The sequence below is a fragment of the Crassaminicella indica genome (assembly GCF_019203185.1).
Lineage (GTDB): Bacteria > Bacillota > Clostridia > Peptostreptococcales > Thermotaleaceae > Crassaminicella > Crassaminicella indica.
Map to the genome: position 1 here is coordinate 1,614,888 of NZ_CP078093.1, position 24,206 is coordinate 1,639,093.

At 32.9% G+C, this 24,206-nt stretch carries 23 protein-coding genes and 1 riboswitch; of the genes, 21 read left to right on the forward strand and 2 right to left on the reverse strand.

The window, feature by feature from the left end:
• Nucleotide 1 precedes the first annotated feature (1 nt).
• The gene (locus tag KVH43_RS07655; protein WP_218281972.1) at nucleotides 2-889 is read right to left on the reverse strand and encodes a LysR family transcriptional regulator; all 888 of its coding nucleotides are present in this window, start codon (nucleotides 887-889) and stop codon (nucleotides 2-4) included.
• A 116-nt stretch (nucleotides 890-1,005) separates the two neighbouring features.
• On the opposite strand from KVH43_RS07655, the gene KVH43_RS07660 reads away from it, so the two are divergent.
• The 14 genes from KVH43_RS07660 (at nucleotide 1,006) to KVH43_RS07725 (ending at nucleotide 19,343) form a co-directional block, all read left to right on the forward strand.
• Nucleotides 1,006-4,776 carry a phosphoribosylformylglycinamidine synthase gene (locus KVH43_RS07660; RefSeq protein WP_218281973.1) on the forward strand — a complete coding sequence of 1,257 codons (3,771 nt, stop codon included), beginning with the start codon at nucleotides 1,006-1,008 and terminating at the stop codon, nucleotides 4,774-4,776.
• A gap of 227 nt (nucleotides 4,777-5,003) precedes the next feature.
• Nucleotides 5,004-5,105, forward strand: a riboswitch (purine riboswitch).
• A gap of 174 nt (nucleotides 5,106-5,279) precedes the next feature.
• Nucleotides 5,280-6,608 carry an NCS2 family permease gene (locus KVH43_RS07665; RefSeq protein ID WP_218281974.1) on the forward strand — a complete coding sequence of 443 codons (1,329 nt, stop codon included), beginning with the start codon at nucleotides 5,280-5,282 and terminating at the stop codon, nucleotides 6,606-6,608.
• A gap of 161 nt (nucleotides 6,609-6,769) precedes the next feature.
• Nucleotides 6,770-7,252 carry a 5-(carboxyamino)imidazole ribonucleotide mutase gene (gene purE / locus KVH43_RS07670; protein WP_218281975.1) on the forward strand — a complete coding sequence of 161 codons (483 nt, stop codon included), beginning with the start codon at nucleotides 6,770-6,772 and terminating at the stop codon, nucleotides 7,250-7,252.
• Nucleotides 7,253-7,368: 116 nt separating this feature from the next.
• Entirely contained in the window at nucleotides 7,369-8,073 is a 705-nt protein-coding gene (purC, locus tag KVH43_RS07675; RefSeq protein WP_218281976.1) for a phosphoribosylaminoimidazolesuccinocarboxamide synthase, read from the forward strand.
• A 22-nt stretch (nucleotides 8,074-8,095) separates the two neighbouring features.
• On the forward strand, nucleotides 8,096-9,511 hold the full coding sequence (purF, locus tag KVH43_RS07680) for an amidophosphoribosyltransferase (protein WP_218281977.1): 1,416 nt from the start codon (nucleotides 8,096-8,098) through the stop codon (nucleotides 9,509-9,511).
• 10 nt (nucleotides 9,512-9,521) lie between these two features.
• Nucleotides 9,522-10,556, forward strand: coding sequence for a phosphoribosylformylglycinamidine cyclo-ligase (purM, locus tag KVH43_RS07685; protein ID WP_218281978.1), 1,035 nt, complete (start codon nucleotides 9,522-9,524; stop codon nucleotides 10,554-10,556).
• A complete protein-coding gene (gene purN / locus KVH43_RS07690; protein WP_218281979.1) occupies nucleotides 10,544-11,173 on the forward strand; it encodes a phosphoribosylglycinamide formyltransferase in 630 nt (209 codons plus the stop codon). Before purM ends, purN begins: the two co-directional genes overlap by 13 nt.
• Nucleotide 11,174: 1 nt before the next feature.
• Nucleotides 11,175-12,713 carry a bifunctional phosphoribosylaminoimidazolecarboxamide formyltransferase/IMP cyclohydrolase gene (gene purH / locus KVH43_RS07695; protein ID WP_218281980.1) on the forward strand — a complete coding sequence of 513 codons (1,539 nt, stop codon included), beginning with the start codon at nucleotides 11,175-11,177 and terminating at the stop codon, nucleotides 12,711-12,713.
• 175 nt (nucleotides 12,714-12,888) lie between these two features.
• Nucleotides 12,889-14,151 (forward strand): phosphoribosylamine--glycine ligase, encoded by a 1,263-nt coding sequence (purD, locus tag KVH43_RS07700; protein WP_218281981.1) that lies wholly within the window; start codon nucleotides 12,889-12,891, stop codon nucleotides 14,149-14,151.
• 336 nt (nucleotides 14,152-14,487) lie between these two features.
• Nucleotides 14,488-14,742 carry a hypothetical protein gene (locus tag KVH43_RS07705; RefSeq protein ID WP_255547708.1) on the forward strand — a complete coding sequence of 85 codons (255 nt, stop codon included), beginning with the start codon at nucleotides 14,488-14,490 and terminating at the stop codon, nucleotides 14,740-14,742.
• Nucleotides 14,723-15,037, forward strand: a complete 315-nt coding sequence (locus KVH43_RS07710) for a YbjQ family protein (RefSeq protein WP_218281982.1) — start codon at nucleotides 14,723-14,725, stop codon at nucleotides 15,035-15,037. Before KVH43_RS07705 ends, KVH43_RS07710 begins: the two co-directional genes overlap by 20 nt.
• 330 nt (nucleotides 15,038-15,367) lie before the next feature.
• A complete protein-coding gene (locus KVH43_RS07715; protein WP_476695948.1) occupies nucleotides 15,368-15,994 on the forward strand; it encodes an ABC transporter ATP-binding protein in 627 nt (208 codons plus the stop codon).
• A gap of 12 nt (nucleotides 15,995-16,006) precedes the next feature.
• Nucleotides 16,007-18,004 (forward strand): COG1361 S-layer family protein, encoded by a 1,998-nt coding sequence (locus tag KVH43_RS07720; protein WP_218281983.1) that lies wholly within the window; start codon nucleotides 16,007-16,009, stop codon nucleotides 18,002-18,004.
• Nucleotides 17,997-19,343: an ABC transporter permease gene (locus tag KVH43_RS07725; protein WP_218281984.1), complete on the forward strand. Its 1,347-nt coding sequence runs from the start codon at nucleotides 17,997-17,999 to the stop codon at nucleotides 19,341-19,343. The genes KVH43_RS07720 and KVH43_RS07725 overlap by 8 nt, the downstream gene beginning before the upstream one ends.
• Nucleotides 19,344-19,387: 44 nt before the next feature.
• Here the strand turns inward: KVH43_RS07725 and KVH43_RS07730 are convergent, their stop codons facing one another.
• Complete coding sequence (locus tag KVH43_RS07730; RefSeq protein WP_218281985.1) at nucleotides 19,388-19,777, reverse strand: CBS domain-containing protein; 390 nt, start codon at nucleotides 19,775-19,777, stop codon at nucleotides 19,388-19,390.
• A gap of 254 nt (nucleotides 19,778-20,031) precedes the next feature.
• On the opposite strand from KVH43_RS07730, the gene KVH43_RS07735 reads away from it, so the two are divergent.
• The 7 genes from KVH43_RS07735 to KVH43_RS07765 are packed head-to-tail and all read left to right on the forward strand — an operon-like array spanning nucleotide 20,032 to nucleotide 24,186.
• A complete protein-coding gene (locus KVH43_RS07735) occupies nucleotides 20,032-20,820 on the forward strand; it encodes an Mrp/NBP35 family ATP-binding protein (RefSeq protein ID WP_218281986.1) in 789 nt (262 codons plus the stop codon).
• Entirely contained in the window at nucleotides 20,820-21,185 is a 366-nt protein-coding gene (locus KVH43_RS07740) for a NifB/NifX family molybdenum-iron cluster-binding protein (protein WP_218281987.1), read from the forward strand. Before KVH43_RS07735 ends, KVH43_RS07740 begins: the two co-directional genes overlap by 1 nt.
• Before the next feature lie 17 nt (nucleotides 21,186-21,202).
• Entirely contained in the window at nucleotides 21,203-22,033 is an 831-nt protein-coding gene (locus KVH43_RS07745) for a 4Fe-4S binding protein (protein WP_218281988.1), read from the forward strand.
• The gene (locus KVH43_RS07750; RefSeq protein ID WP_218281989.1) at nucleotides 22,024-22,878 is read left to right on the forward strand and encodes an ATP-binding protein; all 855 of its coding nucleotides are present in this window, start codon (nucleotides 22,024-22,026) and stop codon (nucleotides 22,876-22,878) included. The genes KVH43_RS07745 and KVH43_RS07750 overlap by 10 nt, the downstream gene beginning before the upstream one ends.
• 3 nt (nucleotides 22,879-22,881) lie before the next feature.
• The gene (locus tag KVH43_RS07755; protein WP_218281990.1) at nucleotides 22,882-23,238 is read left to right on the forward strand and encodes a NifB/NifX family molybdenum-iron cluster-binding protein; all 357 of its coding nucleotides are present in this window, start codon (nucleotides 22,882-22,884) and stop codon (nucleotides 23,236-23,238) included.
• A gap of 47 nt (nucleotides 23,239-23,285) precedes the next feature.
• On the forward strand, nucleotides 23,286-23,723 hold the full coding sequence (locus KVH43_RS07760; RefSeq protein ID WP_218281991.1) for a Fur family transcriptional regulator: 438 nt from the start codon (nucleotides 23,286-23,288) through the stop codon (nucleotides 23,721-23,723).
• A 4-nt stretch (nucleotides 23,724-23,727) separates the two neighbouring features.
• The gene (locus KVH43_RS07765) at nucleotides 23,728-24,186 is read left to right on the forward strand and encodes a DUF134 domain-containing protein (RefSeq protein ID WP_218281992.1); all 459 of its coding nucleotides are present in this window, start codon (nucleotides 23,728-23,730) and stop codon (nucleotides 24,184-24,186) included.
• Nucleotides 24,187-24,206: the final 20 nt, after the last annotated feature.

The window sequence follows — 24,206 nt, forward strand, 5'->3', positions numbered from 1 at the left end:
CTTAACAGAATAATAAGTCTATCAATTTTTGTGTAGCAATAGGAATAGGGATTTTTTTATTGATAAGAAGCCCGATACTTCTTTCTGGGGGTTTTTCCTTTATATCAAGAATAAATATTTCTTGCTTTTCTAATGCTTCCTTTATGGTATCTAGCATAACAAAGGAAATGCCTAGCCCGATTTTTGTAAGCTCTATTAGTAAATCAATACTTCCTAGTTCAAATTCAGGAACAATGCTTACATGATGTTTTTTGATAAAGTCTTCAAAAAAGCTTCTAGTAGTTGAATTTTTTTGAAGGCTTAAAAAAGGATAATTTTCTAGCTCTTTTAAGGAAAGCTTTTTTTCTTTTAAGAATTTGAAATTTTCTCCAGCAATAAAAACATCCTGTATTTTTTTTATTTCTTTATATTCTAGTTCTTGATTTCCTTTTTTAAATGGGAGATTGATAATACTTATATCAACACTTCCCTTTTTTAGAAGTTCTGTACATATGGGAGAAGGTGCATTAGTTACATGAATTTTTATGCTTGGATATAGCTCGTGAAATTTTTTGAAAAAGGGAAGGAGATAATATTTACAAATAGTATCACTTGCACCAATTCTTACTTCCCCTCTTTCTAAGGAATGGATTTGCTGGAGGCTTCTTTCTCCAGCTTTTATAAAATTGAATGCTTGTTCGATATGCTCAAATAAAAGCTTGCCTTCTGATGTTAATTTTACCTTTTTTGTATGGCGAAAAAAGAGCTTTGTACTTAATTTTTCTTCTAAGGCTTTAATAGATTGGCTGACAGCCGATTGAGAAATATAAAGCTCATGGGCAGCTTGAGAGAAACTCAAGTATTTTCCTACATAATAAAATACTTTGTATAGCTCAAAATGAATATTCATTTATAATCACTCCTAATGTATATTATTAATATTATTAATTTTATTAATTAATTTTATTATGATACAATCAAATTGTAAAGAGGTCAATCATACTTTGAATAAAGTGAGGGGATCAAATGAATAGAGAAGTGAGAAGAATTTATGTAGAAAAAAAATCAGGGTTTGATATAGAAGCAAAGCATTTATATAAAGACTTGGTAGAAAATCTAGACATAAAAGGGTTAAAAGGCGTTAGGGTACTTAATAGATATGATATTGCAGGTATATCTGAAGAAGAATATATAAAAACAAAGGGAACTATTTTTTCAGAACCAAATGTAGATCATGTTTATGATGAAAGATTTCCATATAATGAGAAGGACCGTGTATTTGCTGTGGAATACCTTCCAGGACAATATGATCAAAGGGCAGATTCAGCAGAGCAGTGTGTTCAAATTTTTACACAAGGTGAAAAGCCTAATATTGCAACGGGAAAAGTTTTTGTATTAAAAGGAGAAATATCAGAAGAAGCATTTTTAAAAATCAAAAGCTATTGTATCAATCCAGTGGATTCAAAAGAAGCAGCTTTAGAAAAGCCAAAGACTTTGGATATGGAGATAAAAGCTGTAGCTGATGTAAAAATCATAGAAGGGTTTATAGAAAAAGATGAGAAGGAACTATCTGATTTTCATAAACTATTAGGATTTGCTATGACATTTGAGGATTTAAAGTTTTGTCAGAAATATTTTAAGAATACAGAAAAAAGAAATCCTACTATTACAGAATTAAGAGTGATTGACACTTATTGGTCAGATCATTGTAGGCATACAACTTTTTTGACAAAGATTGAAGATGTACAAATAGAAGAAGGTTCATTTAGCAGTGTGATTAAGAAGGCTTATGATGAATATTTAAAATCAAGAGCATATGTATATGAAGATAAGCAGAAAGATATTACTCTTATGGATATTGCTACGATGGGCATGAAGGAGCTTAAGAAAAGAGGGAAGCTTGAGGATTTAGATGAATCAGAAGAAATCAATGCATGCAGTATTGTGGTAAATGTAGATGTAGATGGGAATGATGAAGAATGGCTTGTAATGTTCAAAAATGAGACGCATAATCATCCTACAGAAATAGAGCCTTTTGGGGGGGCTGCTACCTGTCTAGGGGGAGCAATAAGAGATCCATTGTCAGGAAGAAGCTATGTTTATCAAGCAATGCGTGTTACAGGAAGTGCTGATCCAAGAGCAAAAATTGAAGATACTCTACCTGGAAAATTGCCACAAAGGAAGATTACTCGTGATGCAGCAGCAGGATACAGCTCTTATGGCAACCAAATAGGTCTTGCAACAGGGCAGGTTTCCGAAGTTTATGATGAGGATTTTGTAGCAAAGAGAATGGAAGTAGGTGCAGTTATTGCAGCAGTACAAAAGGAAAATGTAGTAAGAAGCAAACCAAAAGAAGGGGACGTAGTGATTCTACTAGGTGGTAGAACAGGAAGAGATGGTTGTGGAGGTGCAACAGGATCTTCAAAAGAGCATACAGAAGAATCTATTTTAACATGTGGTGCAGAGGTGCAAAAGGGAAATCCTCCAACAGAAAGAAAAATACAAAGATTATTTAGAAATCTAGCTGTAAGCAAGATGATCAAAAAATGCAATGATTTTGGGGCAGGGGGTGTTGCTGTAGCTATAGGAGAATTAACAGATAGCTTGGAAATAGATTTAGATATGGTGCCTAAAAAATATGAGGGCTTAGACGGAACCGAGCTTGCCATATCCGAGTCACAAGAACGTATGGCAATTGTAATTGATAAAAAAAATATAGATGCTTTTGTAAATTTTGCTAATGAAGAAAACTTAGAAGCTACAGTAGTGGCGAAGGTTACGAATGACAATAGACTTAAAATGAAATGGCGTGGAAAAACAATTTTAAATTTAAGTCGTGGATTTTTAGATACTAATGGTGTAAAACAAAAAATAAAGGTTATGGTCAAAGCTGTAAAGGATAAAGAGAATTATTTTGAAAAGCTGCCAAAGGGTTTAGAATCTATTATGGATTTAAAGACTGCATGGCTGAAAAATTTAGAAGATATAAATGTAGCTAGTCAGAAAGGATTAATTGAAAGATTCGATAGTACTATTGGAGCAGGAACCGTACTAATGCCTCTTGGAGGTAAACACCAAATGACGCCTGCGGAGGGGATGGTAGGAAAAATTCCTGTACTAAAAGGAGAAACCAATACAGGTACAATTATGACTTATGGATATAATCCCAAAATAGGAAAATGGAGTCCTTTCCATGGAGCATTATATGCTGTTATAGAAGCAGTTGCAAAGGTAGTTTGTATTGGCGGAAATTATAAAAATATTCGATTGAGTCTTCAAGAGTATTTTGAAAAGCTTGGGAATAATCCTGCTAAATGGGGAAAACCATTTAGTGCTTTACTAGGTGCTTTATATGCACAAAAAAAATTAGGAATTCCAGCAATTGGTGGAAAGGATAGTATGTCAGGAACATTTAAGGATATGCATGTTCCCCCTACTTTAATAGCATTTGCGGTAAACACAGTAGATGTAAGAAAGGTAATTTCTCCAGAATTTAAAAGGAAAAATAGCAAGGTAGTACTAATTCCTTTAAAACGAGATAAAAATGAATTGCCTGATTTTGAAGAGCTAGACAAAAATTTTAGTGCGATTACGCATCTGATAGAAAATGGTAAGATTTTATCTGCACAATCTGTTCGAAATGGTGGGATTGCTGCAGCGATAAGTAAAATGAGCTTTGGAAACAAAATAGGGATGGTATTTGAAAATGAAATGGATATGCAAGAATTATTTTTACCGCAATATGGGTCAATCATTTTAGAAATAGATGAAAAGGAAGATGTTAAAGCTTTATTACAAGGAATAGACGTACAGGTGCTTGGATATACAAAAGAAAATACGATTACTGTAAATGATGTAAGGATCAATATAGAAGATGCTATAAAAGTATGGGAAGAACCTCTTGAAAATGTATTTCCAACAAAAGAATTTTCTACAGGATCACCTAAAAACATTTATTATGATGCAGCTGTTAAGAAGCAAGCTAGTATAAAAATTGCAAAGCCAAGAATATTTATTCCAGTATTTCCAGGAACAAATTGTGAATATGATACAGCGAGGGTTTTTGAAAGTAGTGGTGGTATTGTAACAACTATGATATTTAAAAATTTAACAGCAAAAGCAATAGAAGATTCTATAGAGAAAATGGTAGAAAATATAAACAAATCGCAGATTATAGCTCTTCCTGGAGGGTTTAGTGCAGGTGATGAGCCAGATGGCTCAGGGAAATTTATTGCAACGGTTTTTAGAAATCCAGCAGTGAAAGAAGCTGTAATGAATATGTTAAAACAAAGAGATGGATTAATGATAGGGATATGCAATGGATTTCAAGCCCTTATAAAACTTGGACTGCTTCCCTTTGGAGAGATTAGAGAAGCTTCTCCTAATGCACCAACCCTTACCTTTAATAAAATAGGGAGACATATTTCATGCTTGGTAAGAACAAAGGTTGTTTCTAATCTATCTCCTTGGTTAAGTGGTGTAAAATTAGGAGATATCCATACAGTTGCTGTATCTCATGGTGAAGGAAGATTTATTGCTAATAAAGAAGAAATGGAGAAAATGATTCAAAATGGGCAAATTGCAACTCAATATGTAGATTTAAATGGAAATCCTACCTATGATATTCACTATAATCCAAATGGTTCTTTTGAAGCTGTTGAAGGAATTACAAGTCCTGATGGTAGAATCTTTGGAAAAATGGGACATACAGAAAGAATGGGACAAAATGTTGCAGTAAATGTAGATGGAAATAAAGATCAAAGCATCTTTAAAGCAGGGGTAAATTACTTTAGATAAAAACCGGGGAATTAAATATATAATGATCATCAAACAAATACATTTTAGAGAATACAAAAATATTAGAAAATATAGGCAAAACAATTCAAAATAAGAATTATAAAGGATATAAAAAAGAAAAATGTTCGTGTTTATACAGATTAATCACAATAAAACTTAAAAAATATTCGAAAAAGTATTGACGAAAAAAATTTCCTCTGATATGATAATAGTGTAAGAAGAAATGAATGAAAATTAAATTAACTACTCATATAATTTCGGAAATAGGGTCCGAGAGTCTCTACCAGGCAACCGTAAATTGTCTGACTATGGGTGAAAGCGTATCTAGGGTTCCGGCCGTATGGTGTCAGGTCCGAGTGATACGGGTATTATATTTTAATACTACACCGTGGGGATAAAAGCCCGGACGGGGAGGTTTCACTTTATGAGTAATAGCCTTCCCGTTCGGGTTTTCGTGCTTTACAAATAGAAATAATCCCCAAAATATAAGGAGGAAAGAGACGATGGAAATAACAAACAAAAAAGCAAACTTAGGAATGCTTGAAAGCTTATTTAAGCTATCTGAGAAAAAAACCACTATAAAAACTGAAATAATTGCAGGGATTACTACATTTATGACAATGGCGTATATTTTGATTGTTAATCCAGGCATATTAAGTGCTACAGGAATGGATAAGGGAGCAGTGTTTACGGCTACAGCTCTTTCAGCAGCATTTGCTACATTTTTAATGGCATTTATGGCAAATCTTCCATTTGCATTGGCACCTGGTATGGGTCTAAATGCATTCTTTGCTTTTTCTGTAGTTTTAGGAATGGGATATAGCTGGCAGTTTGCTTTAACTGCAGTTTTAATTGAAGGAATTATATTTATTGTACTTACTTTAACAAATGTTCGTGAAGCAATTATTAATGGTATGCCTATGGTTATAAAAAATGCAGTAAGTGTGGGTATTGGTTTGTTTATTGCTTTTATAGGATTTCAAAGTGCTGGTATTATTGTAAAAAATGATGCGGTATTAGTAGGGCTTGGGAATGTGAAGGATCCAGGTGTATTACTCGCTTTAATAGGGATTGTTATTACAGGAATACTTCTTGTGAAAAATGTAAAAGGTGCGTTGCTAATAGGTATGATTATTACAACTATTGGTGGTGTTGTTATTGGAAAAACAGTTATGCCAGATCATTTTATTAGTACACCTCCATCTATCAAACCAATCTTTTGGCAATTTGTTGGAATGAATGAGATATTTTCATGGAATATGGTGCTTGTAGTATTTACTTTCTTATTTGTAGATTTATTTGATACGTTAGGAACATTGATTGGTGTTTCTACAAAGGCAAATATGCTAGATGAAAATGGAAAAATTCCAAAAGTAAAGCAAGCATTGTTTGCAGATGCCATTGGTACAACTGTTGGATCAATGCTTGGAACAAGTACAGTAACTACATTTGTAGAAAGTGCATCTGGTGTTGCAGAAGGAGGAAGAACAGGGCTTACAGCTCTTACAACAGGATTATTATTCTTAGCGTCTGTAGTATTTGCACCAATATTTACTGCTGTTCCACCACAGGCTACCGCAGCTGTATTAATCTTAGTAGGAATGTTTATGATGAGTCCAATATTAAAAATTAATTTTGATGATTTTACAGAGGCAATTCCAGCATTCTTAACTATTATAATGATGCCTTTAACTTATAGTATTGCAGAAGGACTTGTATTTGGTGTGATTTCATATGTACTATTAAAAGTTATGGCAGGAAGAACAAAAGAAGTTCATCCAATGATGTATATTATCACAGCACTATTTATCTTTAAGCATATAGCTGGTTAAATTAAATAGCCCGAAATAGATGAAAGGTCTATATCGGGCTTTTTCTGTCGAAAATGTGATTGAATATTCTGAGTTTTAGATAAGGTAAATCTGCAAAAACATTGGAAATAAAAAATAGATCAAAATATAATAAGAAGAGCTAAAAACTAGGAGGGATAAATATGAAGGTTGCAATTATTATGGGAAGTGATTCAGATTATAAGGTTGTTGAAAAAACAGAGAAGGTTTTAAAGGATTTTGGTGTAGAAACACAGGTGCGTGTTATTTCAGCACATAGAACACCTAATAGAGCTATGGAATTTGCTAAAGAAGCTGAAGAAAATGGGGTGGAAGTTATTATTGGAGCTGCTGGAAAGGCTGCACATTTACCGGGTGTGTTAGCTGCCTTTACAGTATTGCCTGTTATAGGACTTCCTATAAAGTCATCAACAATGGATGGACTAGATTCATTATTATCTATTGTGCAAATGCCGAAGGGAATTCCTGTAGCGACTGTTGCAATTAATGGAGCAGAAAATGCAGCACTTTTAGCTATACAAATATTATCTGTAAAATATACGCAGTTAAGAGAAAAGTTAAAAGCTTTTAGAGAGATGCAGGAAAAAGAAGTGATTGAAAAGGATGAAGCTTTCTTAAATAAATAAATTAACAATGAAAATAAAAAGAACGTTTATACCAGATAACTTTTGAAAAAAAATGTATCATGTAAGTTATAAAATTTGATATTTATATAAATACAAAAATATAGGAGGATTGGAATATGGAAAAATTAACAATGCTTTATGAGGGAAAGGCAAAAAAAGTATTTAAAACTAATGATGAAAAAAGATATATTGTAGTATATAAGGATGATGCAACAGCTTTTAATGGTGTTAAGAAAGGAACAATTAAGGATAAAGGAATTGTTAATAATAAAATGTCAGCGTTATTATTTAAAATATTAGAAGAAAAAGGGGTTCCTACGCATTTTGAAGAATTATTAAGTGACAGAGAGATGCTTGTAAAAGCTGTTGAGATATTACCCATTGAAGTTATTATAAGAAATATGGCTGCAGGTTCATTATCCAAAAGACTTGGGATAGAAGAAGGAAAAGAATTGAAAGAAACGGTATTAGAATTCTGCTACAAAAATGATGAATTAGGTGATCCAATGATTAATGATTACCATGTGTATGCTATGGAGCTTGCTACAAAAGAACAAGTTGAAATCATAAAAGAATATGCTTTTAAGGTAAATGAAGTATTAAAAGTATTTTTCCTTGAAAGAGGATTAAAATTAATTGATTTTAAATTAGAATTTGGATTATATGAAGGACAAGTGATATTAGCTGATGAAATTTCACCAGATACTTGCAGATTATGGGACAAAGAAACAAATAAAAAAATGGATAAGGATAGATTCAGAAGAGATTTAGGAGATGTGGAAGAAATTTATCAAGAAGTATTAGGCAGAATTCATCAATAGATAAAACCTTTAGGAGGGAATTATGTTTAATGGCATTGATTTAGATAAATTAAAAGAGGAATGCGGTATAATTGGAATTTATGCTCCAGGAATAGAGAATATATCGCAGTTAGCTTATTTTGGACTTCATGCATTACAGCACAGAGGACAGGAGAGTGCTGGAATTGCTGCAAATAAGAGTGGAGAAATTCATTATTATAAGGAAATGGGACTTGTGCAGGAGGTTTTTTCAGATAAGGTTATTGAAAGACTTCAAGGTGATATAGCAATAGGACATGTAAGGTATTCTACTACAGGAGAAAGCTATGTAACTAATGCCCAGCCTTTGGTTGTACACCATAAAGGTGGAGCTATTGCTCTTGCACATAATGGAAATTTGGTAAATGCAGGTGAAATTCGAGAAAAGCTTGAAGATGATGGCGTGATTTTTCAGACAAGCATTGATAGTGAAGTTATTGCTAATATGATTGCAAGAAATCATAAGATGGAGATAGAAGAAGCTATAAAAAATACGTTAAAGGAGCTTCGGGGTTCTTATGCTTTGGTGATCACTTGTAAAGATAAGCTTATTGGGGTGAGAGATCCACAGGGGCTTAGACCTTTATGTCTTGGAAGGATTGATGGTGGATATGTATTAGCTTCAGAAAGCTGTGCTTTTCATGTGATTGGTGCAGAGTTTATAAGAGATGTATCTCATGGTGAAATGATTATTATCGAGAATAATAAGATTAAGAGCATTAAATATGACAAGGACTCAAAAAAATCATTATGTTCTTTTGAATTTGTTTATTTTGCAAGACCAGATAGTACAATAGATGGACAAAGTGTATATGTAGCTAGAAGAAATGCGGGAAAAATTCTTGCAAAGGAGCATCCTGTAGATGCTGATTTAGTTATTGCAGTACCTGATTCTGGAACTGTGGCAGCAATCGGTTATGCACAAGCGTCAAAGATTCCTTTTGGAGAAGGTCTTATAAAAAATAGATATGTTGGAAGAACTTTTATTCAGCCAGATCAAAGAATGCGTGAGAGAAGTGTAAAATTAAAGTTGAATGTATTGAAGGAAAATATTAAAGGAAAAAGGCTTGTAATGGTAGATGATTCTATTGTAAGAGGAACAACAAGCAAACAAATTGTGGATATGCTAAAGCAGGCAGGTGCAAAGGAAGTTCACGTAAGAGTATGCTCGCCACCAGTAAAATATTCTTGCTATTTTGGTATTGATACACCTACTAGGAAAAATCTTGTAGGAGCTGTATATTCAGTAGAAGAAATAAGAGAAATGATTGGGGCAGATTCTTTAGGTTATTTAAGCATAGAAGGATTAGTTAAATCGATCAATATGGAAGGATGCAGTCTCTGTACAGCTTGCTTTAGTGGTGATTATCCTATAGAGGTTCCAAAGCAAGGAAGTAATTATTTATTTGAGAAAAGATAGAGGGGATAAGATGGAAAAGTTAACTTATAAAGATGCAGGAGTAGATGTTACGGAGGGAGTAAAAGCAGTTAAGCTCATGAAGGAGCATGTAAGGAAGACTTTTACTAAAAATGTTCTTTGTGGTTTAGGAGGATTTGGCGGATTATTTGAACTAGACTTAGAAGGATACAAAAAACCTGTATTGGTATCAGGAACAGATGGGGTAGGGACAAAGCTTAAGATTGCATTTTTGATGGATAAGCATGATACAGTAGGTCAAGATTGTGTAGCTATGTGTGTTAATGATATTTTGTGTCAAGGGGCAAAGCCGTTATTTTTCCTTGATTATATTGCAACAGGGAAATTAAAGTCTGAAAAAATTGCAGATATCGTAAAGGGGATAGCAGATGGATGTATCAAGGCGGGTTGTTCTCTTGTTGGAGGAGAAACAGCAGAGATGCCTGGCTTTTATAGTACTGGAGAATATGACATGGCAGGTTTTGCAGTAGGCGTTGTAGATAAGGAAAAAATTATTGATGGATCTAATATAAAGATGGGAGATGTACTCATAGGACTCCCTTCTAGTGGGATTCATAGTAATGGATATTCACTAGTTAGAAAGTTGTTTTTTAATACATTAGATTATAAAGTAGATCAGTATATAAAAGAATTAGGATGTACTTTAGGAGAAGAATTAATTAAGCCTACTAGAATTTATGTAGATGTTTGCAGTAAAGTTATGGAAAAATTCTCTATAAAGGGAATGATACACATGACTGGTGGAGGCTTTTATGAAAATATCCCAAGAATTCTGCCACGTGGATTAGGAGTAGATATTTATTTAGGGAGTTTTGACATATTGCCAATCTTTTGTTTGATTCAAAATTTAGGAAATATAGAAACTAATGAAATGTTTAGCACCTTTAATATGGGAATAGGAATGATCATGATAGTATCAGAGGAAGATGCTGAAAAAATGATTGAATATTTAAAGAGTTTAGATGAAAAAGCTTATATTATTGGCAGAGTTACTGCAAAGGAAGGCGTTATATTATGTCAAAAATAAATATAGCAGTATTGGTATCTGGTGGAGGGACAAATCTGCAAGCACTTATTGATCATATTGAAAATGGTTATATAGATGGAAAAATAGAAGTAGTGATTTCTAGCAAAGAAGATGCGTATGCTCTAAAAAGAGCTAAAAAGCATGGGATTGAAGGAATTTATATAGGAAAAAATAATTACTATAGCTTAAAGGAGAGAAACCTTAAAATTCTTGAAATATTAGAAGAGAAACAAATAGACTTAATTGTTCTTGCTGGATATATGAGCATTTTAGATGAGAAGCTTGTTAAAAGATATAAAAATCGCATTATGAATATTCATCCTTCTTTGATCCCTAGCTTTTGTGGAAAAGGCTTTTATGGGAAGAAGGTACATCAAGCAGTTATTGATTATGGTGTAAAGCTAACAGGTGCAACTGTGCATTTTGTAGATGAAGGAACAGACACAGGTCCTGTCATCCTGCAAAAAAGCGTAGATGTAAAGGATGATGATACAGTAGAGGATTTAGCAAAAAGAGTATTGGCTATAGAGCATGAAATTCTTCCTATGGCAGTTAAGCTATTTGCTGAGGGCAAATTAAAGGTTACAGGAAGAAAAGTAAGAATAGGGGGCTTTTAAGATGATTAAGCGTGCTTTAATAAGTGTTTCTGATAAAAGAGGGATAGTTGAATTTGCAAAAAAACTGACTAAGCTAGGTGTTGAAATTATATCTACTGGTGGAACAGCAAAGATACTTATGGAAAATGATATAAGAGTCATTCCTATATCAGATATTACTGATTTTCCAGAATGTCTTGACGGAAGAGTAAAAACCTTGCATCCAGCAGTTCATGGAGGACTGCTTGCAATAAGAGATAATTCTGATCATATGAAGCAATTAGAGGAATTAAAAATAAAGCCTATTGATTTGATAGCAATTAATTTATATCCTTTTAAGGAAACTATTTCAAAGGAAGAGGTAAAACTAGAGGAAGCTATTGAAAATATCGATATAGGTGGACCTACAATGCTTAGAAGTGCAGCAAAAAACCATAAAGATGTGGTAGTTGTTTGCAATCCTGATGACTATACATTGATTATAGATGAATTAGAAAAAAATAAAGAAGTATCTTATGATACAAAATATCGATTAGCACTAAAGGTATTTGAGCATACAGCGCATTATGATGCTTTAATAGCTGATTATTTAAGAAAGCAAATTGATGAAGATTTTCCAGATTTACTAACTATGACATTTGAAAAGGTACAGGATTTAAGATATGGGGAAAACCCTCACCAAAGGGCAGTATTCTATAAAGAAATTACGCAAACGAAAGGTTCTTTAGTAGAAGCTAAAAAGCTTCATGGTAAGGAGCTTTCCTTTAATAATATAAATGATGCAAATGGAGCATTAGAGCTTTTAAAAGAATATACAGAGCCTACAGTAGTAGCAGTAAAGCATACTAATGCTTGTGGGGTAGGAACTGGATATGATATTTATGATGCTTATCTAAAAGCATATAAATGTGATCCTATTTCTATATTTGGTGGGATTATAGCTGCAAATCGTACTATTGATAAAAGAACAGCAGAAGAGATAAATAAGATTTTTGTGGAGATTGTTATTGCTCCTTCTTTTGATGAAGAAGCATTAAATATTTTAAAATCCAAAAAGAATATAAGGCTTTTAGAGCTTTCAAATATAGATAAAAAACAATTTGCAGATGCAATAGATATAAAAAAAGTAAATGGTGGATTATTAATACAAGAGCTTGATAATGAATTGTATGGACAAGAATTAAAGATTGTTACAGAAAGAATTCCTACAAAGAAAGAAATGGATGATTTAGCTTTTGCATGGAAGGTTGTAAAGCATATTAAGTCTAATGGTATTGTTTTAGCCAAAGATGGACAGACAATCGGTATTGGACCTGGACAGGTGAATAGAATTTGGGCAGTAGAGAATGCTATCAAGCAATCAAATGTATCTGTAAGGGGAAGCATTATGGCATCAGATGCGTTCTTTCCATTTGCAGACTGCGTAGAGACGGCGGCAAAGGCAGGAGTTACAGCTATCATTCAGCCGGGTGGATCTATAAGAGATCAGGAGTCTATTGATATGGCAAATAAGTACGGTATAGCAATGGTGTTTACTGGAATGAGGCATTTTAAGCATTAAAGAATATTTGTGGGGGCTGATTCTTTACGGATTTTATCATGCAACGAAGCTAAGTTTTCTTAACAAAATCTTTATAAGCATTTACTAATCTTTTTACATTCAGCAAGTCCATATCAAATTTGATTAGTAAATATTTTATTATATAATTGAAGTTGTTAAAAGGAGGTTGCCTCATATGAAGATATTGGTAGTTGGTAGTGGTGGTAGGGAGCATGCTATTGTATGGAAACTCCATAAAAGTCCGAAGGTAGATAAAATTTATTGTGCACCAGGAAATGCTGGAACTCATTCAATAGCTGAAAATGTAGATATTAGGGTAGATGATATTGAAGGTCTTTGTGCTTTTGCAAAGGAAAATAAAATAGATTTAACTGTTGTAGGGCCTGAGGTTCCATTGGTGCTAGGTATTGTAGATCGTTTTGAAAAGGTAGGGTTAGCCATTTTTGGGCCTAATAAAAAATGTGCTCAGCTAGAAGGGAGCAAAGCATTTACAAAGGAATTTTTAATAAGACATCATATTCCTACAGCTAGATATAAAAGCTTTACGAGCTTTGAAGAAGCAAAAAAAGCAGTAGGTATTTATGGATATCCTATGGTTATTAAGGCAGATGGATTAGCAGCTGGAAAAGGTGTTGTGATTGCAGACGATGAACATGAAGCTTTAAGAGCTATAGATGAGATGATGAAAAATAGGAAATTTGGAGAAGCTGGAGAAAAAATAGTGATTGAAGAATATTTAACAGGGACAGAAGCTTCTATATTGTGCTTTGTAGATGGAGAAAGTATTGTACCTATGGTAAGTGCACAGGATTATAAAAAGGTTTTTGATGAAGATGAAGGACCGAATACGGGTGGGATGGGAAGTTATTCCCCAAGTATTATATATGATGAAAAGCTTAGTAAAGAAGTAAGAGAAAAAATCCTTGTTCCTACTATTGAAGGCTTTAAAAGAGATGAATTGAATTTTAAAGGGATTCTTTTTATTGGTCTTATGATTACGAAAGAAGGAGCAAAGGTTTTAGAGTTTAATGTTCGATTTGGAGATCCAGAGACTCAAACAGTACTAGTAAGGTTAAAGACAGATTTAGTAGAAATCATAGAGAGCATTTTAGAAGGAAGCTTAAAGACACAAAAAATCCTGTGGAGTAATAAAAAGGCAGTTTGTGTGGTTCTCACATCAGGAGGATATCCAGACAGCTATGAAAAAGGAAAAGAAATTCAAGGTCTTGCAGATATAGATGATGATGTATTTATTTTTCATGCAGGGACAAAGATGCTAGATGGAAAAATTTTAACTAATGGAGGAAGAGTGTTAGGGGTTAGTGCTTTAGGAGATACTATAGATGAAGCTCGAAAAAAAGCGTATGAAAATGCGTCAAGAATTTCTTTTGATAATATGTACTATAGAAAAGATATCGGAAAAATAATAAAAAAATAATAATTATATAAATTCTGACATAATATAATAAAAACATAGGTCGATTGGGTCTATGTTTTTATTTTGCAGTACTAGGGCGAAGAGCCCACGGTTTTAATAATGGGATGAAAGCCATTTTTTTCAAAATTGATGTTGTAGTATAAGTTGATAACATATACAATAGAATTATATAGTTAAACAACTTCAAAACTCACTTCGTTCAAACAATGAAGGTTCTTAACGTATTTTTCATGAAATTTCAGTAAGTTTTTTTACAAAAGTTATCAAAGTCATTCATTTATCTTTATATATTTCTTTTTTCAATGTTAATATTGTTTATCTATAGTATATAATAAAATGAAAGGAATAGTGATAAAGGTGATGATAAAAGATATTGTTATAACAGTTGTTATAACAATAATTGCTGTAATTATTGCTCTGTTTTATGCTTGTGGTATATTTTCTTCTATTATACAAGGAAATATTTCTTTTTTATTGATAGGAATATTAGCTATTGCATTGATAAGTTTATTGTTAGCATTAATCTATAATATGTATATAAGAATAAAGGAAATTAAGGAGGAAGATAAAGATGATCTTAGTAAATACTGATTTTATTAGCGGTAAAAAATTAGAAACAATTTCTATTGTAAAGGGAAGTACAATACAGTCAAAGCATGTTGGAAAAGATATTTTAAGTGGATTAAAAACTTTAGTAGGTGGAGAACTTGGAGCTTATAGAGAAATGATGGATGAGGCAAGAGCTATTGCTACTAAAAGAATGGTAGAAGAAGCTGAAAAGTTAGGAGCTGATGGGGTAATCAATATAAGATATGCTACTAGTGCAATTATGCAGGGAGCTGCTGAAGTAATAGTTTATGGAACAGCTGTGAAGTTTATAGGCTAAAAAAGAACTATATAATACTATATATGATTATTAAGGAAGGAGCATTATATTTTGCTACTTCCTTTTAATATATATGTAGGTTTTAAGATTATTTTAATAGTAATTCTGTCGATTGTAATGTTTTTGTAACGATTTTTATGTGAATTTGTTGTATACTATAAATTGGTAAAGACTTTTATGGGATAAAAATGTAAGGGGGATTTGTAGGCTTAAAAAATGGTGATGACTGTGAATAGCGTATAAAATTAAAGGATAGAAGGGGGGATTATTATTATTAATATAGTTGAAATAAAGAATGTTCGAAAGGTATATAGAGTAGGGGATGAAAAGATAGTAGCCTTAAATGATGTTTCCCTGGAAATAAAAAAAGGAGAAGTTTGTTGTTTTTTAGGAACTTCAGGTTCAGGCAAGTCTACCCTTTTAAATATGATGGCGGGACTTGAAAAACCAACAAAAGGAATCATAAAGATCAATGGGAAAAATGTTGAAAAAATGAATGAGAAACAGCTTGCAAAGTTTCGACAAAAGTATATAGGGTTTATTTTTCAGTCGTATAATCTATTGCCAGCACTTACAGCCCTTGAAAATGTAAGCTTACCGTTAACCTTTAGAGGAATGAAAAAAAAGGAAAGAGAGAAAATTTCCTTGGAAATGTTAAATGCTGTTGGCCTTAAAAAATATGTTACGCACAAGCCTACCCAAATGAGTGGAGGGCAGCAGCAGAGAGTAGGAATTGCTAGAGCTTTTGTTAGCAAACCACCTATTATTTTTGCAGACGAACCAACAGGAAACTTAGATTCCAAAACAACCCATGAAGTAATGCACTTAATGCTAGAAATAGCAAAAGAAAATGATCAGACACTAATCATTGTAACTCATGATAGAAGTATTGCAGAATATGCAGATAAAATTGTATATATTTTAGATGGGAACATTGAAAAGATTGAAGAAAAATAAGGGGGAAAGAGGATGAAGAATAGGACAATTATTGGACTTTTGATATTTATGATGTTGATTAGTATTTGTAGTACAGAAAGCATCATTTCATATGCAGAGGATGATGGCTATGCAAATTTGATTATAGGAAGAAATAGAGAAGTACCTACTTTTGAACCAGGAGAAGAAGTAAGATTTGTTATTCCTATAGAAAATATAGGTACTGGTAATGCACAGGATGTAGTTGTATCTTTAGATACAAGTGATTTGAAAAATTTTCCTTTTGAAATGGAAAAAATGTCTGCGACTAAAAGAATTTCATCTATTCACGGAAAAAGCGATGAAGATGTAGCATTTTATTTGAAGGTTGCTATGAATGCAGAAGCAAAAACTTATCCTATCAATGTAAATGTTAGATATAGTGGCGGAAGTGCATCAGCAACAGTATATGTAAAAATACAAGAAAACCGTCAAAAGCCTTCTTTGAAACTAATGAATGTAAGATATAAAGAAGGAAGTATATTTGCAGGGCAACATACTACGATGACGCTAGAGCTTCAAAATGCAGGAGAAACAGTAGCAAAGGATATAAGCTTAAGCTTTGAAGGACTTAAGGCAGATGGTATTAGATTAGATGGTTATGTAGATATACCAAAGATTCAAGAGATACAAGGAAAGCATTTTAAAGAGGTGCCAGTAAAAATATATGCAGATGAAGATTTAAAAAGTGGTACATATGAACTTGATCTTGTAATGAAGTACAAGGATGAATATTTGCATGAATATGAAGAAAAGAAAAAGATATATGTACCTGTAGATGGTGTAGAAGATCAAGAATTAGATTTTGGATTTGAAAATTTAACTTATCCTGAAGATGGTATAAATACGAGTGAGGATTTTATTATTGCTTTTGATTTAAAGAATTTATCAGGAAAGGATGCAAAAAACTTAAAGGTTAGTGTAGATGCAGGAGCTGAAATATTACCAAAATCAGCATCTATAAAAAATATAAAGACTTTAGCTTCAGGTCAATCTACGCATATGGAGTTTAAATTATTTGCAAAGGATGGTATTGAATCAAAAAGTTATCCTGTAAAGATTAATGTAGAATATGGATTAAAGGGTTCAAAATCAGATGAAAATCATTCATTAAGTCAATATGTTGGTATATTTGTAAAGGGAGATTATTCAAACTTAACACCAAAGGTTATTATAGATAATTATAATTATGGTAAGGAATATATCAAAACAGGGGAAACTTTTCCTCTTACTATAACCTTTTTTAATACGAATAAAAGCACAGCTGTAAGAAATATTAAGGTAACCTTAAACTCAGAAGGAGATGTCTTTGCACCTGTGGGAAGTAGCAATTCTTTCTTCATAGAAGAGATCGGCGCAAATGCTCGTGTGAAAAAGACTATAAAATTAAAGGCTAAGGCAGATGCAGAACAAAAGACGTATAATCTAAATGTAGATATGGAATATGAGGACAGCACAGGAAAAGATCATTCAGCAAAGGAAAATATAGGGGTAAATGTGATTCAAGAAGTAAGATTTGAGACATCAGATGTTAAAATTCCAGATGAATGCTTTGAAGGAGAGCCTTGTGGATTATCTATAGATTTTTATAATCTAGGAAGAGGAACTTTAAGAAACATGATGATTCATACAGAAGGTGATTTTGAAATAAAAGATGGGAGCAGTTATATAGGTAATGTAGAGGCAGGTAAGGACGATTATTATGATGTTTCAGTAGTTCCAACAAAGGAAGGGAAAGCAGCTGGAAAAATTATATTCAAATTTGAAGATGCTGTAGGAAATCCATATGAGATCGTAAAAGCTTTTGAAATCAATGCACTAAAAATGGAAGCACCACCTATGCCTCCAGAAGGTATGGAAATGGAAGGAGCAGAGAATGATTCATCAAAAAAATGGATTTGGATTTCAATAGGCGTTGTGGTAGCTGTTGCAGGCTTTGTAATATATAGAAAGCGAAAAAAGAAAGCCAAGGAAGTGACTATAGATGAATAGTTGGGATTTATTCAAAATGGGCTTTCACAACCTATGGAGAAAAAAGACGAGGACATTTTTGACTGTTTTAGGTGTAATTATTGGGACATGTTCTATTGTTGTAATGATATCTATTGGTATTGCAAATGATAGAGGAACTAAAGAATGGATTGAAAGCATGGGAGATTTAAGTGTTATTGAAGTAGAGTCTTCAAGATATTATTATGATGATTCAAGAAGCTCTAAAAAAGAAGCAACTCTTGATGATAAAGGAGTTGCAAAGCTTGAAAAAATCCCAGGGGTAAAAGCAGTAATGCCTATAAAGCAAATGCGACTTAAAGTACAATCAGGAAAAATGCTAGGACGTGTTAATGTAATAGGTGTGAAGCCTGAGATTATGGAGGATTTTGGATTTACTGTAAAAGAAGGCAGACTTCTTTTACCATCTGATAAAGAAGCGTTAGTTTTTGGTAGCGAAGTTGCTTATGATTTTTATAATCCTAGATCAAGAAACAGATATAATTATTCAGAGGAACCAAAAGTAAAGCTGTTAAACAGCAAATTGATAGTTACATCTGATATGAACTATGGAGAAAAAAGAAGAAATCAAAGTAGGTATTATGATGACTATAAACCACCAAAGCCTCATAAGGTAAAAGGGGTAGGGCTTTTAGAGGAAAGTGGTGGCGAAAAGGATTGGAATGCCTATATGAATATGGCTACACTTGAAAAATATATAAAAGAAGATAAAGCTGCAAGACATGAAAGAAGGAGATCTTCTGATAATGAAGATCAATATGAGAGCATCAAGGTAAAGGTAGAAGATATTGAACAGGTAGAAGAAATCCAAAAAAAGATAAAGGATATGGGATTTCAAGCACATAGCTTGACAGATTGGTTAAAGTCTATGAAGGAACAGATGAGAAAAACACAGGCTATATTAGGTGCTATTGGTGGTGTAAGTTTGCTTGTAGCTGCTATTGGAATTACGAATACTATGATTATGAGTATTTATGAGAGAACTAGAGAAATAGGTGTTATGAAGGTACTTGGAGCAAATCTTGATGATATTAAAAGATTATTTTTATTTGAAGCAGCTATGATTGGTTTTGTTGGAGGTATATTAGGTGTAATGATTAGTTATGCATTATCCTATGGGCTTAATAAATTTGGAGAAGGCTCTATGAATGGTATGGGGATGATGGGAGGCATGGCAGGGAGTGGTGGCATGTCTATTATCCCTATAGAACTTGCATTGATAGGAGTTGCTTTTGCAACGGTTGTTGGGATTATATCAGGATACTTACCAGCAAGACGTGCTATGAATTTAAGTGCATTAGAAGCTATAAAAACAGAATAAGCAAATAAAGGAGCTAGTTATAGCTCCTTTATTTATTATTATTGTTAATCAGCAATATCCTGCTTTTTAATGAAATAATCAATAATATCTTCAAAAGAAATCATACCTAATACTTTTTTACCTTCTACAATAGGCATAGCAACGATGTTGTTATTTCTTAACCGTTTGGAGATTGTAAGAATATCTTCGTCTTTATTAGAGGTGATTACATCTTTTGTCATTACCCATTCTAAAGGGCAGCTATCATAATGACCTGGTGATATTAAAAATCTGTAAAGATCTGCTTTTACGACCATTCCTGCTAACTCGTTATTTTCATCAATAACAGGTGCTCCGTTGATATTCTTTTTATTCATTATCTTTAGAGCATGGGCAAGGGTGTCATTGGTTTTAAAAGTAATAGCAGGTTGATTCATAATATCTTTTCCTTTCATAAAATTCCCCTCCTTTAAAATAAATGATGGCTATATATTCAATCTTATATCCATTTTATTCTATTTAAAAATATTTTATTATTTTTCTGAATATTTGTCCAATATTATTTTTTATTTGTATATGTAGTGTATTGAGAAAGCAGTTGATTAGAATTATTAGTCATGAGACATAATAAAATGGATATTTGACAATAATAGAAAATGGAGTATACTATAATTAGCAAATGCCAATTATGATGAAGGAGAGGTTATAGATGATACAAAAAGAGAAGCCGATGGAAGGTACAAGCATTAAAAAAATTATCGCTGTAATGAGTGGTAAAGGAGGAGTAGGAAAGAGTTCAGTTACTTCTTTAATGGCTGTAGCTTTAAGAAATAAAGGGTACAAGGTAGGAATTATGGATGCAGATATAACAGGCCCTAGTATTCCTAAAATATTTGGCGTAAATAATCAAAGAGCTTTTTCTGATGGAAAAAGTATAGTACCTGTTGAAACTGTTACAGGCATTAAAGTGATATCATTAAATCTGTTAGTGGATCAAGAAGATGCTCCAGTTGTTTGGAGAGGTCCACTTATTGCAGGAACAGTAAAACAATTTTTTACAGATGTGGCATGGGGAGATTTAGATGTATTACTTATTGATATGCCTCCAGGAACAGGAGATGTACCACTTACTATTATGCAGTCAGTTCCAGTAGACGGTATTGTGGTTGTTTCTTCTCCACAGGATTTGGTCAAATTGATTGTGAAAAAATCTGTCAATATGGCAAAAATGATGGCAACACCTATTTATGGTATTGTTGAGAATATGAGCTATTTTGAATGTCCAGACTGTAATAAAAAACACTATATATTTGGAGAAGGTAAAATAGAAGAAGCAGCAAAGGAAATGAATATAGACGTAATCGAAAAACTTCCAATTGATCCTGAATTTGTATCATTATGTGATGAAGGAAAAGTTGAAGTATTTGGAAAAATGCGTTTTGGATTTTGTGAAAGCTTTGGAAATAAAATAGAAGATAAAATAGGAGGGATTGAATAATGAAAATATGTGTTTCAAGTTTAGGAAATGAAAAGGGTGCTATGATGGATTCAAGATTTGGGAGATGTCCATATTTTGCAATCTATGATACAGAAACAAAAACATATGAGTTTATTGAAAACAGTGGTGTAACAGCATCAGGTGGAGCTGGTATTGCTGCAGGGCAGCAGGTTGTAAATAAAGGAGTAGAAGTACTTATTACTGGATTTTTAGGTCCAAATGCTATGAAGGTATTGATGGGTGGAAAGGTTAAGCCATATCATGGAAAAGGTGGAACTATAGAAGAAGAAATCAAATTATATGAAGAAGGAAAGCTAGAGATTATTGAAAATGCTGGACCTGCACATTTTGGAATGGGAAAATAACGAAAGGACTGGTAAAGATGAAAATTGCAGTCTTAAGTGGTAAAGGCGGTACAGGAAAAACGACTGTATCTACAAATCTTGCCAAGATAATGAATTGGAATTATGTAGATTGTGATGTGGAAGAACCGAATGGATTTATATTTTTAAAGCCTAAGGTGATTAAAACAGAGGAAGTAAAAATCCCTGTTCCCAAAATAGATGAAGAAAAGTGTATTAATTGTAATAAATGTGTAGCTGCGTGTCAGTTTAATGCTTTGGCTGGGACAAAAACAGATATTATTCTATTTGAAAAATTATGTCATGGCTGTGGTGCATGTACGCTTGTTTGCCCAGTAAATGCTATTACAGAAGAGGGAAGAACTATTGGAAAAATAGACATAGGTGAAGCAGAAGCTATAAAGTGTATGAGAGGTATTTTAGATATAGGAGAGCCAATGGCACCTCCTATCATTAAAAGGCTGAAGGAATTAGTGGATGATTCACCGACTATTATTGATTGTTCACCTGGAAGCTCTTGTTCTGTAGTATCAGCTATTGATGGAGTAGATGTAGCTGTTTTAGTAACAGAAGCTACGCCTTTTGGTCTTCATGATTTAAAAATTGCTGTAGAACTTGTAAGACAAATGAATATACCATTTGGGATTATAGTTAATCGAGCTGATGAAGAGCATGATTTGATTACGAGATATTGTGAAGAAGAAAAAATTAATTTATTAGGAAAGATTCCTTATGATAAAAAGGCTGCTGTTTTATATTCAAAGGGAAAGCTACTTGTAGAAGATAAAGAATATAATGATAGGTTTAAAGAGATTGGAGAGAAGATTTTGGAGGTGAAGGCATGCAGTTAGTTATTATTAGTGGAAAAGGTGGAACAGGAAAAACGACAGTTGCTGCATCCTTTGCTTATCTTAGCGATAAGAGTATAAAAGTAGATTGTGATGTTGATGCATCTAATCTTCATATTATTCTCGGAGGAGAAGATATAGAAAAAAGATCATATATAGGTGCAAAGCTTGCTCATATAGACATGAACAAATGTATAAAATGTGGAGAATGTGAGAAGGTCTGTCGATTTGATGCTATTGCTGATTTTAAGATAGACTCATTAAAATGTGAAGGCTGTGGTGCATGTAAGATAGTATGCCCTAAAGGAGCTATTTCTTTAGAAGATGAAATCACAGGAGAAACAATTTTAACACAAACCCAAAGAGGCCTTTTATCAAGAGCTGAGATGGTTATTGGAGCAGAAGGTTCAGGAAAGCTTGTAACACAAGTAAGAAAGAATGCTATGGCTCATAAAAAAGAAGATGAATGGGTTATTATGGATGGAACTCCGGGAATAGGCTGTGCTGTGATGGCTTCTATTACAGGCTGTGATGCAGCATTAATTGTTGTAGAGCCAACTCAGTCAGGAATCAATGATTTTGAGAGGGTTTATTCTTTGACAAAGCATTTTAATATTAAAGCCTTTGCATGTATTAATAAATATGACATTAATGAAGAGATGAGCATAGAAATAGAAAAAATTTGTCAAAGAGAAGGAATAGAATTATTAGGGAAAATTCCTTTCGATCCTTGTGTTAAGATGGCTGCAAATGAGTTAAAGCCTATTGTAAGCTATGAAAAAAGTAAAGCAGCGAAAGAAATTATAAATATATGGAATAAATTTAAAAATAAATATGAGGAGGAGTAAAAAATGAAAGTAGCTATTGCTAAGGATGGTAATTTTGTATCAGGGCATTTTGGTCATTGTGAAGGATTTGAAGTTTTTGAAGTGAATAATGGAGCTGTTGAAGGAAGAAGCTTCCTAGAAAATCCAGGCCATCGTCCAGGCTTCTTGCCGCCATTTCTTGCTGAAAGAGGAATAGAAGTGATTATTGCAGGTGGAATGGGAGCTACTGCACAAGAGCTTTTTAAAGAAAATGGTGTAAAAGTAGTTGTAGGTGCACAAGGGAAATTAGAAGATGTAATCAATGCATATGCAAGTGGTAATTTAAAATCAACAGATAGTGTATGTACAGAACATGCACATGAAGGGCATTGTAATGATTAGGCAGAATTTACTCTGCCTTTTTTCATATAATATATAAGGTGGTTAAAATGAAGAGTAAAATGCAGATGATTGAAGAAATTTTAAAAGAGAAAAATATTAAATTAACAAAGCAAAGAAAAGCAATTATGGAGGTTTTCTTAAACTATGATGAGCATTTTAAACCAGAGGAAGTACATGCTTTAGTGAAAAATAAAGGAATCGGCTTAGCTACTGTGTATAGAACTATAGAAATATTAAAAATACATGATATAATAGAAGAAATAACTATTGAAAAAGATAGATATTATGAATTAAAGCTGTTTAGTGAAAAAAGGATGCATATTCATTTTACATGTAAAAAATGCAATAAAATCTATGACTATGATAAGACAGAAATGATTTTAGATTTGATTCGACTAAGGAACTTTACAGAAAAAGAATATGATGTAGATGTGGAAGATATAAAGATCATTATGAAGGGAATCTGTCAAAATTGTAGGAGGTGAAATTTTGCCTAGGCCGACGAAACCAAGAAAAATTGCTTTTATGCCTGAAAATAGATATTTTATACCTGTTGGAAAGATGCGATGTCATCTTGAAGAGGTTCAGTTAAAGCTTGAAGAATTGGAAGCTATGAGACTGAAGGATATTGAAAAGCTTTCTCAGGAGGAATGTGCAGAAAAAATGCATGTTTCAAGACAAACCTTTCAGCTTATTATTGATGAAGCTAGAAAAAAGGTTGCTAAGGCGCTTACAGAAGGAAGACCTATTAGCATTGAAGGTGGAAATTATACTTTAAATATTTGTAAATATATATGCAAAAATTGTGGATATGAATTTAAAGAAGCATATGAAAAGGAAATTCATGTTTGCCCGAATTGTGATTCAGATGAGGTTGTATGTGTTGAACAGGGAAGATTTTGCATGAAAGGTTGTAGAAAGCCCTGGTGCAGAGGAATGAAAAAATAAAAGCCGAGATATTTTCTCGG

Coding starts and splice junctions, on each gene's coding strand:
- KVH43_RS07655 (WP_218281972.1), bottom strand. CDS start 889: ATGAATATTCATTTTGAGCTATACAAAGTATTTTATTATGTAGGAAAA.
- KVH43_RS07660 (WP_218281973.1), top strand. CDS start 1,006: ATGAATAGAGAAGTGAGAAGAATTTATGTAGAAAAAAAATCAGGGTTT.
- KVH43_RS07665 (WP_218281974.1), top strand. CDS start 5,280: ATGGAAATAACAAACAAAAAAGCAAACTTAGGAATGCTTGAAAGCTTA.
- purE (WP_218281975.1), top strand. CDS start 6,770: ATGAAGGTTGCAATTATTATGGGAAGTGATTCAGATTATAAGGTTGTT.
- purC (WP_218281976.1), top strand. CDS start 7,369: ATGGAAAAATTAACAATGCTTTATGAGGGAAAGGCAAAAAAAGTATTT.
- purF (WP_218281977.1), top strand. CDS start 8,096: ATGTTTAATGGCATTGATTTAGATAAATTAAAAGAGGAATGCGGTATA.
- purM (WP_218281978.1), top strand. CDS start 9,522: ATGGAAAAGTTAACTTATAAAGATGCAGGAGTAGATGTTACGGAGGGA.
- purN (WP_218281979.1), top strand. CDS start 10,544: ATGTCAAAAATAAATATAGCAGTATTGGTATCTGGTGGAGGGACAAAT.
- purH (WP_218281980.1), top strand. CDS start 11,175: ATGATTAAGCGTGCTTTAATAAGTGTTTCTGATAAAAGAGGGATAGTT.
- purD (WP_218281981.1), top strand. CDS start 12,889: ATGAAGATATTGGTAGTTGGTAGTGGTGGTAGGGAGCATGCTATTGTA.
- KVH43_RS07705 (WP_255547708.1), top strand. CDS start 14,488: ATGAAAGGAATAGTGATAAAGGTGATGATAAAAGATATTGTTATAACA.
- KVH43_RS07710 (WP_218281982.1), top strand. CDS start 14,723: ATGATCTTAGTAAATACTGATTTTATTAGCGGTAAAAAATTAGAAACA.
- KVH43_RS07720 (WP_218281983.1), top strand. CDS start 16,007: ATGAAGAATAGGACAATTATTGGACTTTTGATATTTATGATGTTGATT.
- KVH43_RS07725 (WP_218281984.1), top strand. CDS start 17,997: ATGAATAGTTGGGATTTATTCAAAATGGGCTTTCACAACCTATGGAGA.
- KVH43_RS07730 (WP_218281985.1), bottom strand. CDS start 19,777: ATGAAAGGAAAAGATATTATGAATCAACCTGCTATTACTTTTAAAACC.
- KVH43_RS07735 (WP_218281986.1), top strand. CDS start 20,032: ATGATACAAAAAGAGAAGCCGATGGAAGGTACAAGCATTAAAAAAATT.
- KVH43_RS07740 (WP_218281987.1), top strand. CDS start 20,820: ATGAAAATATGTGTTTCAAGTTTAGGAAATGAAAAGGGTGCTATGATG.
- KVH43_RS07745 (WP_218281988.1), top strand. CDS start 21,203: ATGAAAATTGCAGTCTTAAGTGGTAAAGGCGGTACAGGAAAAACGACT.
- KVH43_RS07750 (WP_218281989.1), top strand. CDS start 22,024: ATGCAGTTAGTTATTATTAGTGGAAAAGGTGGAACAGGAAAAACGACA.
- KVH43_RS07755 (WP_218281990.1), top strand. CDS start 22,882: ATGAAAGTAGCTATTGCTAAGGATGGTAATTTTGTATCAGGGCATTTT.
- KVH43_RS07760 (WP_218281991.1), top strand. CDS start 23,286: ATGAAGAGTAAAATGCAGATGATTGAAGAAATTTTAAAAGAGAAAAAT.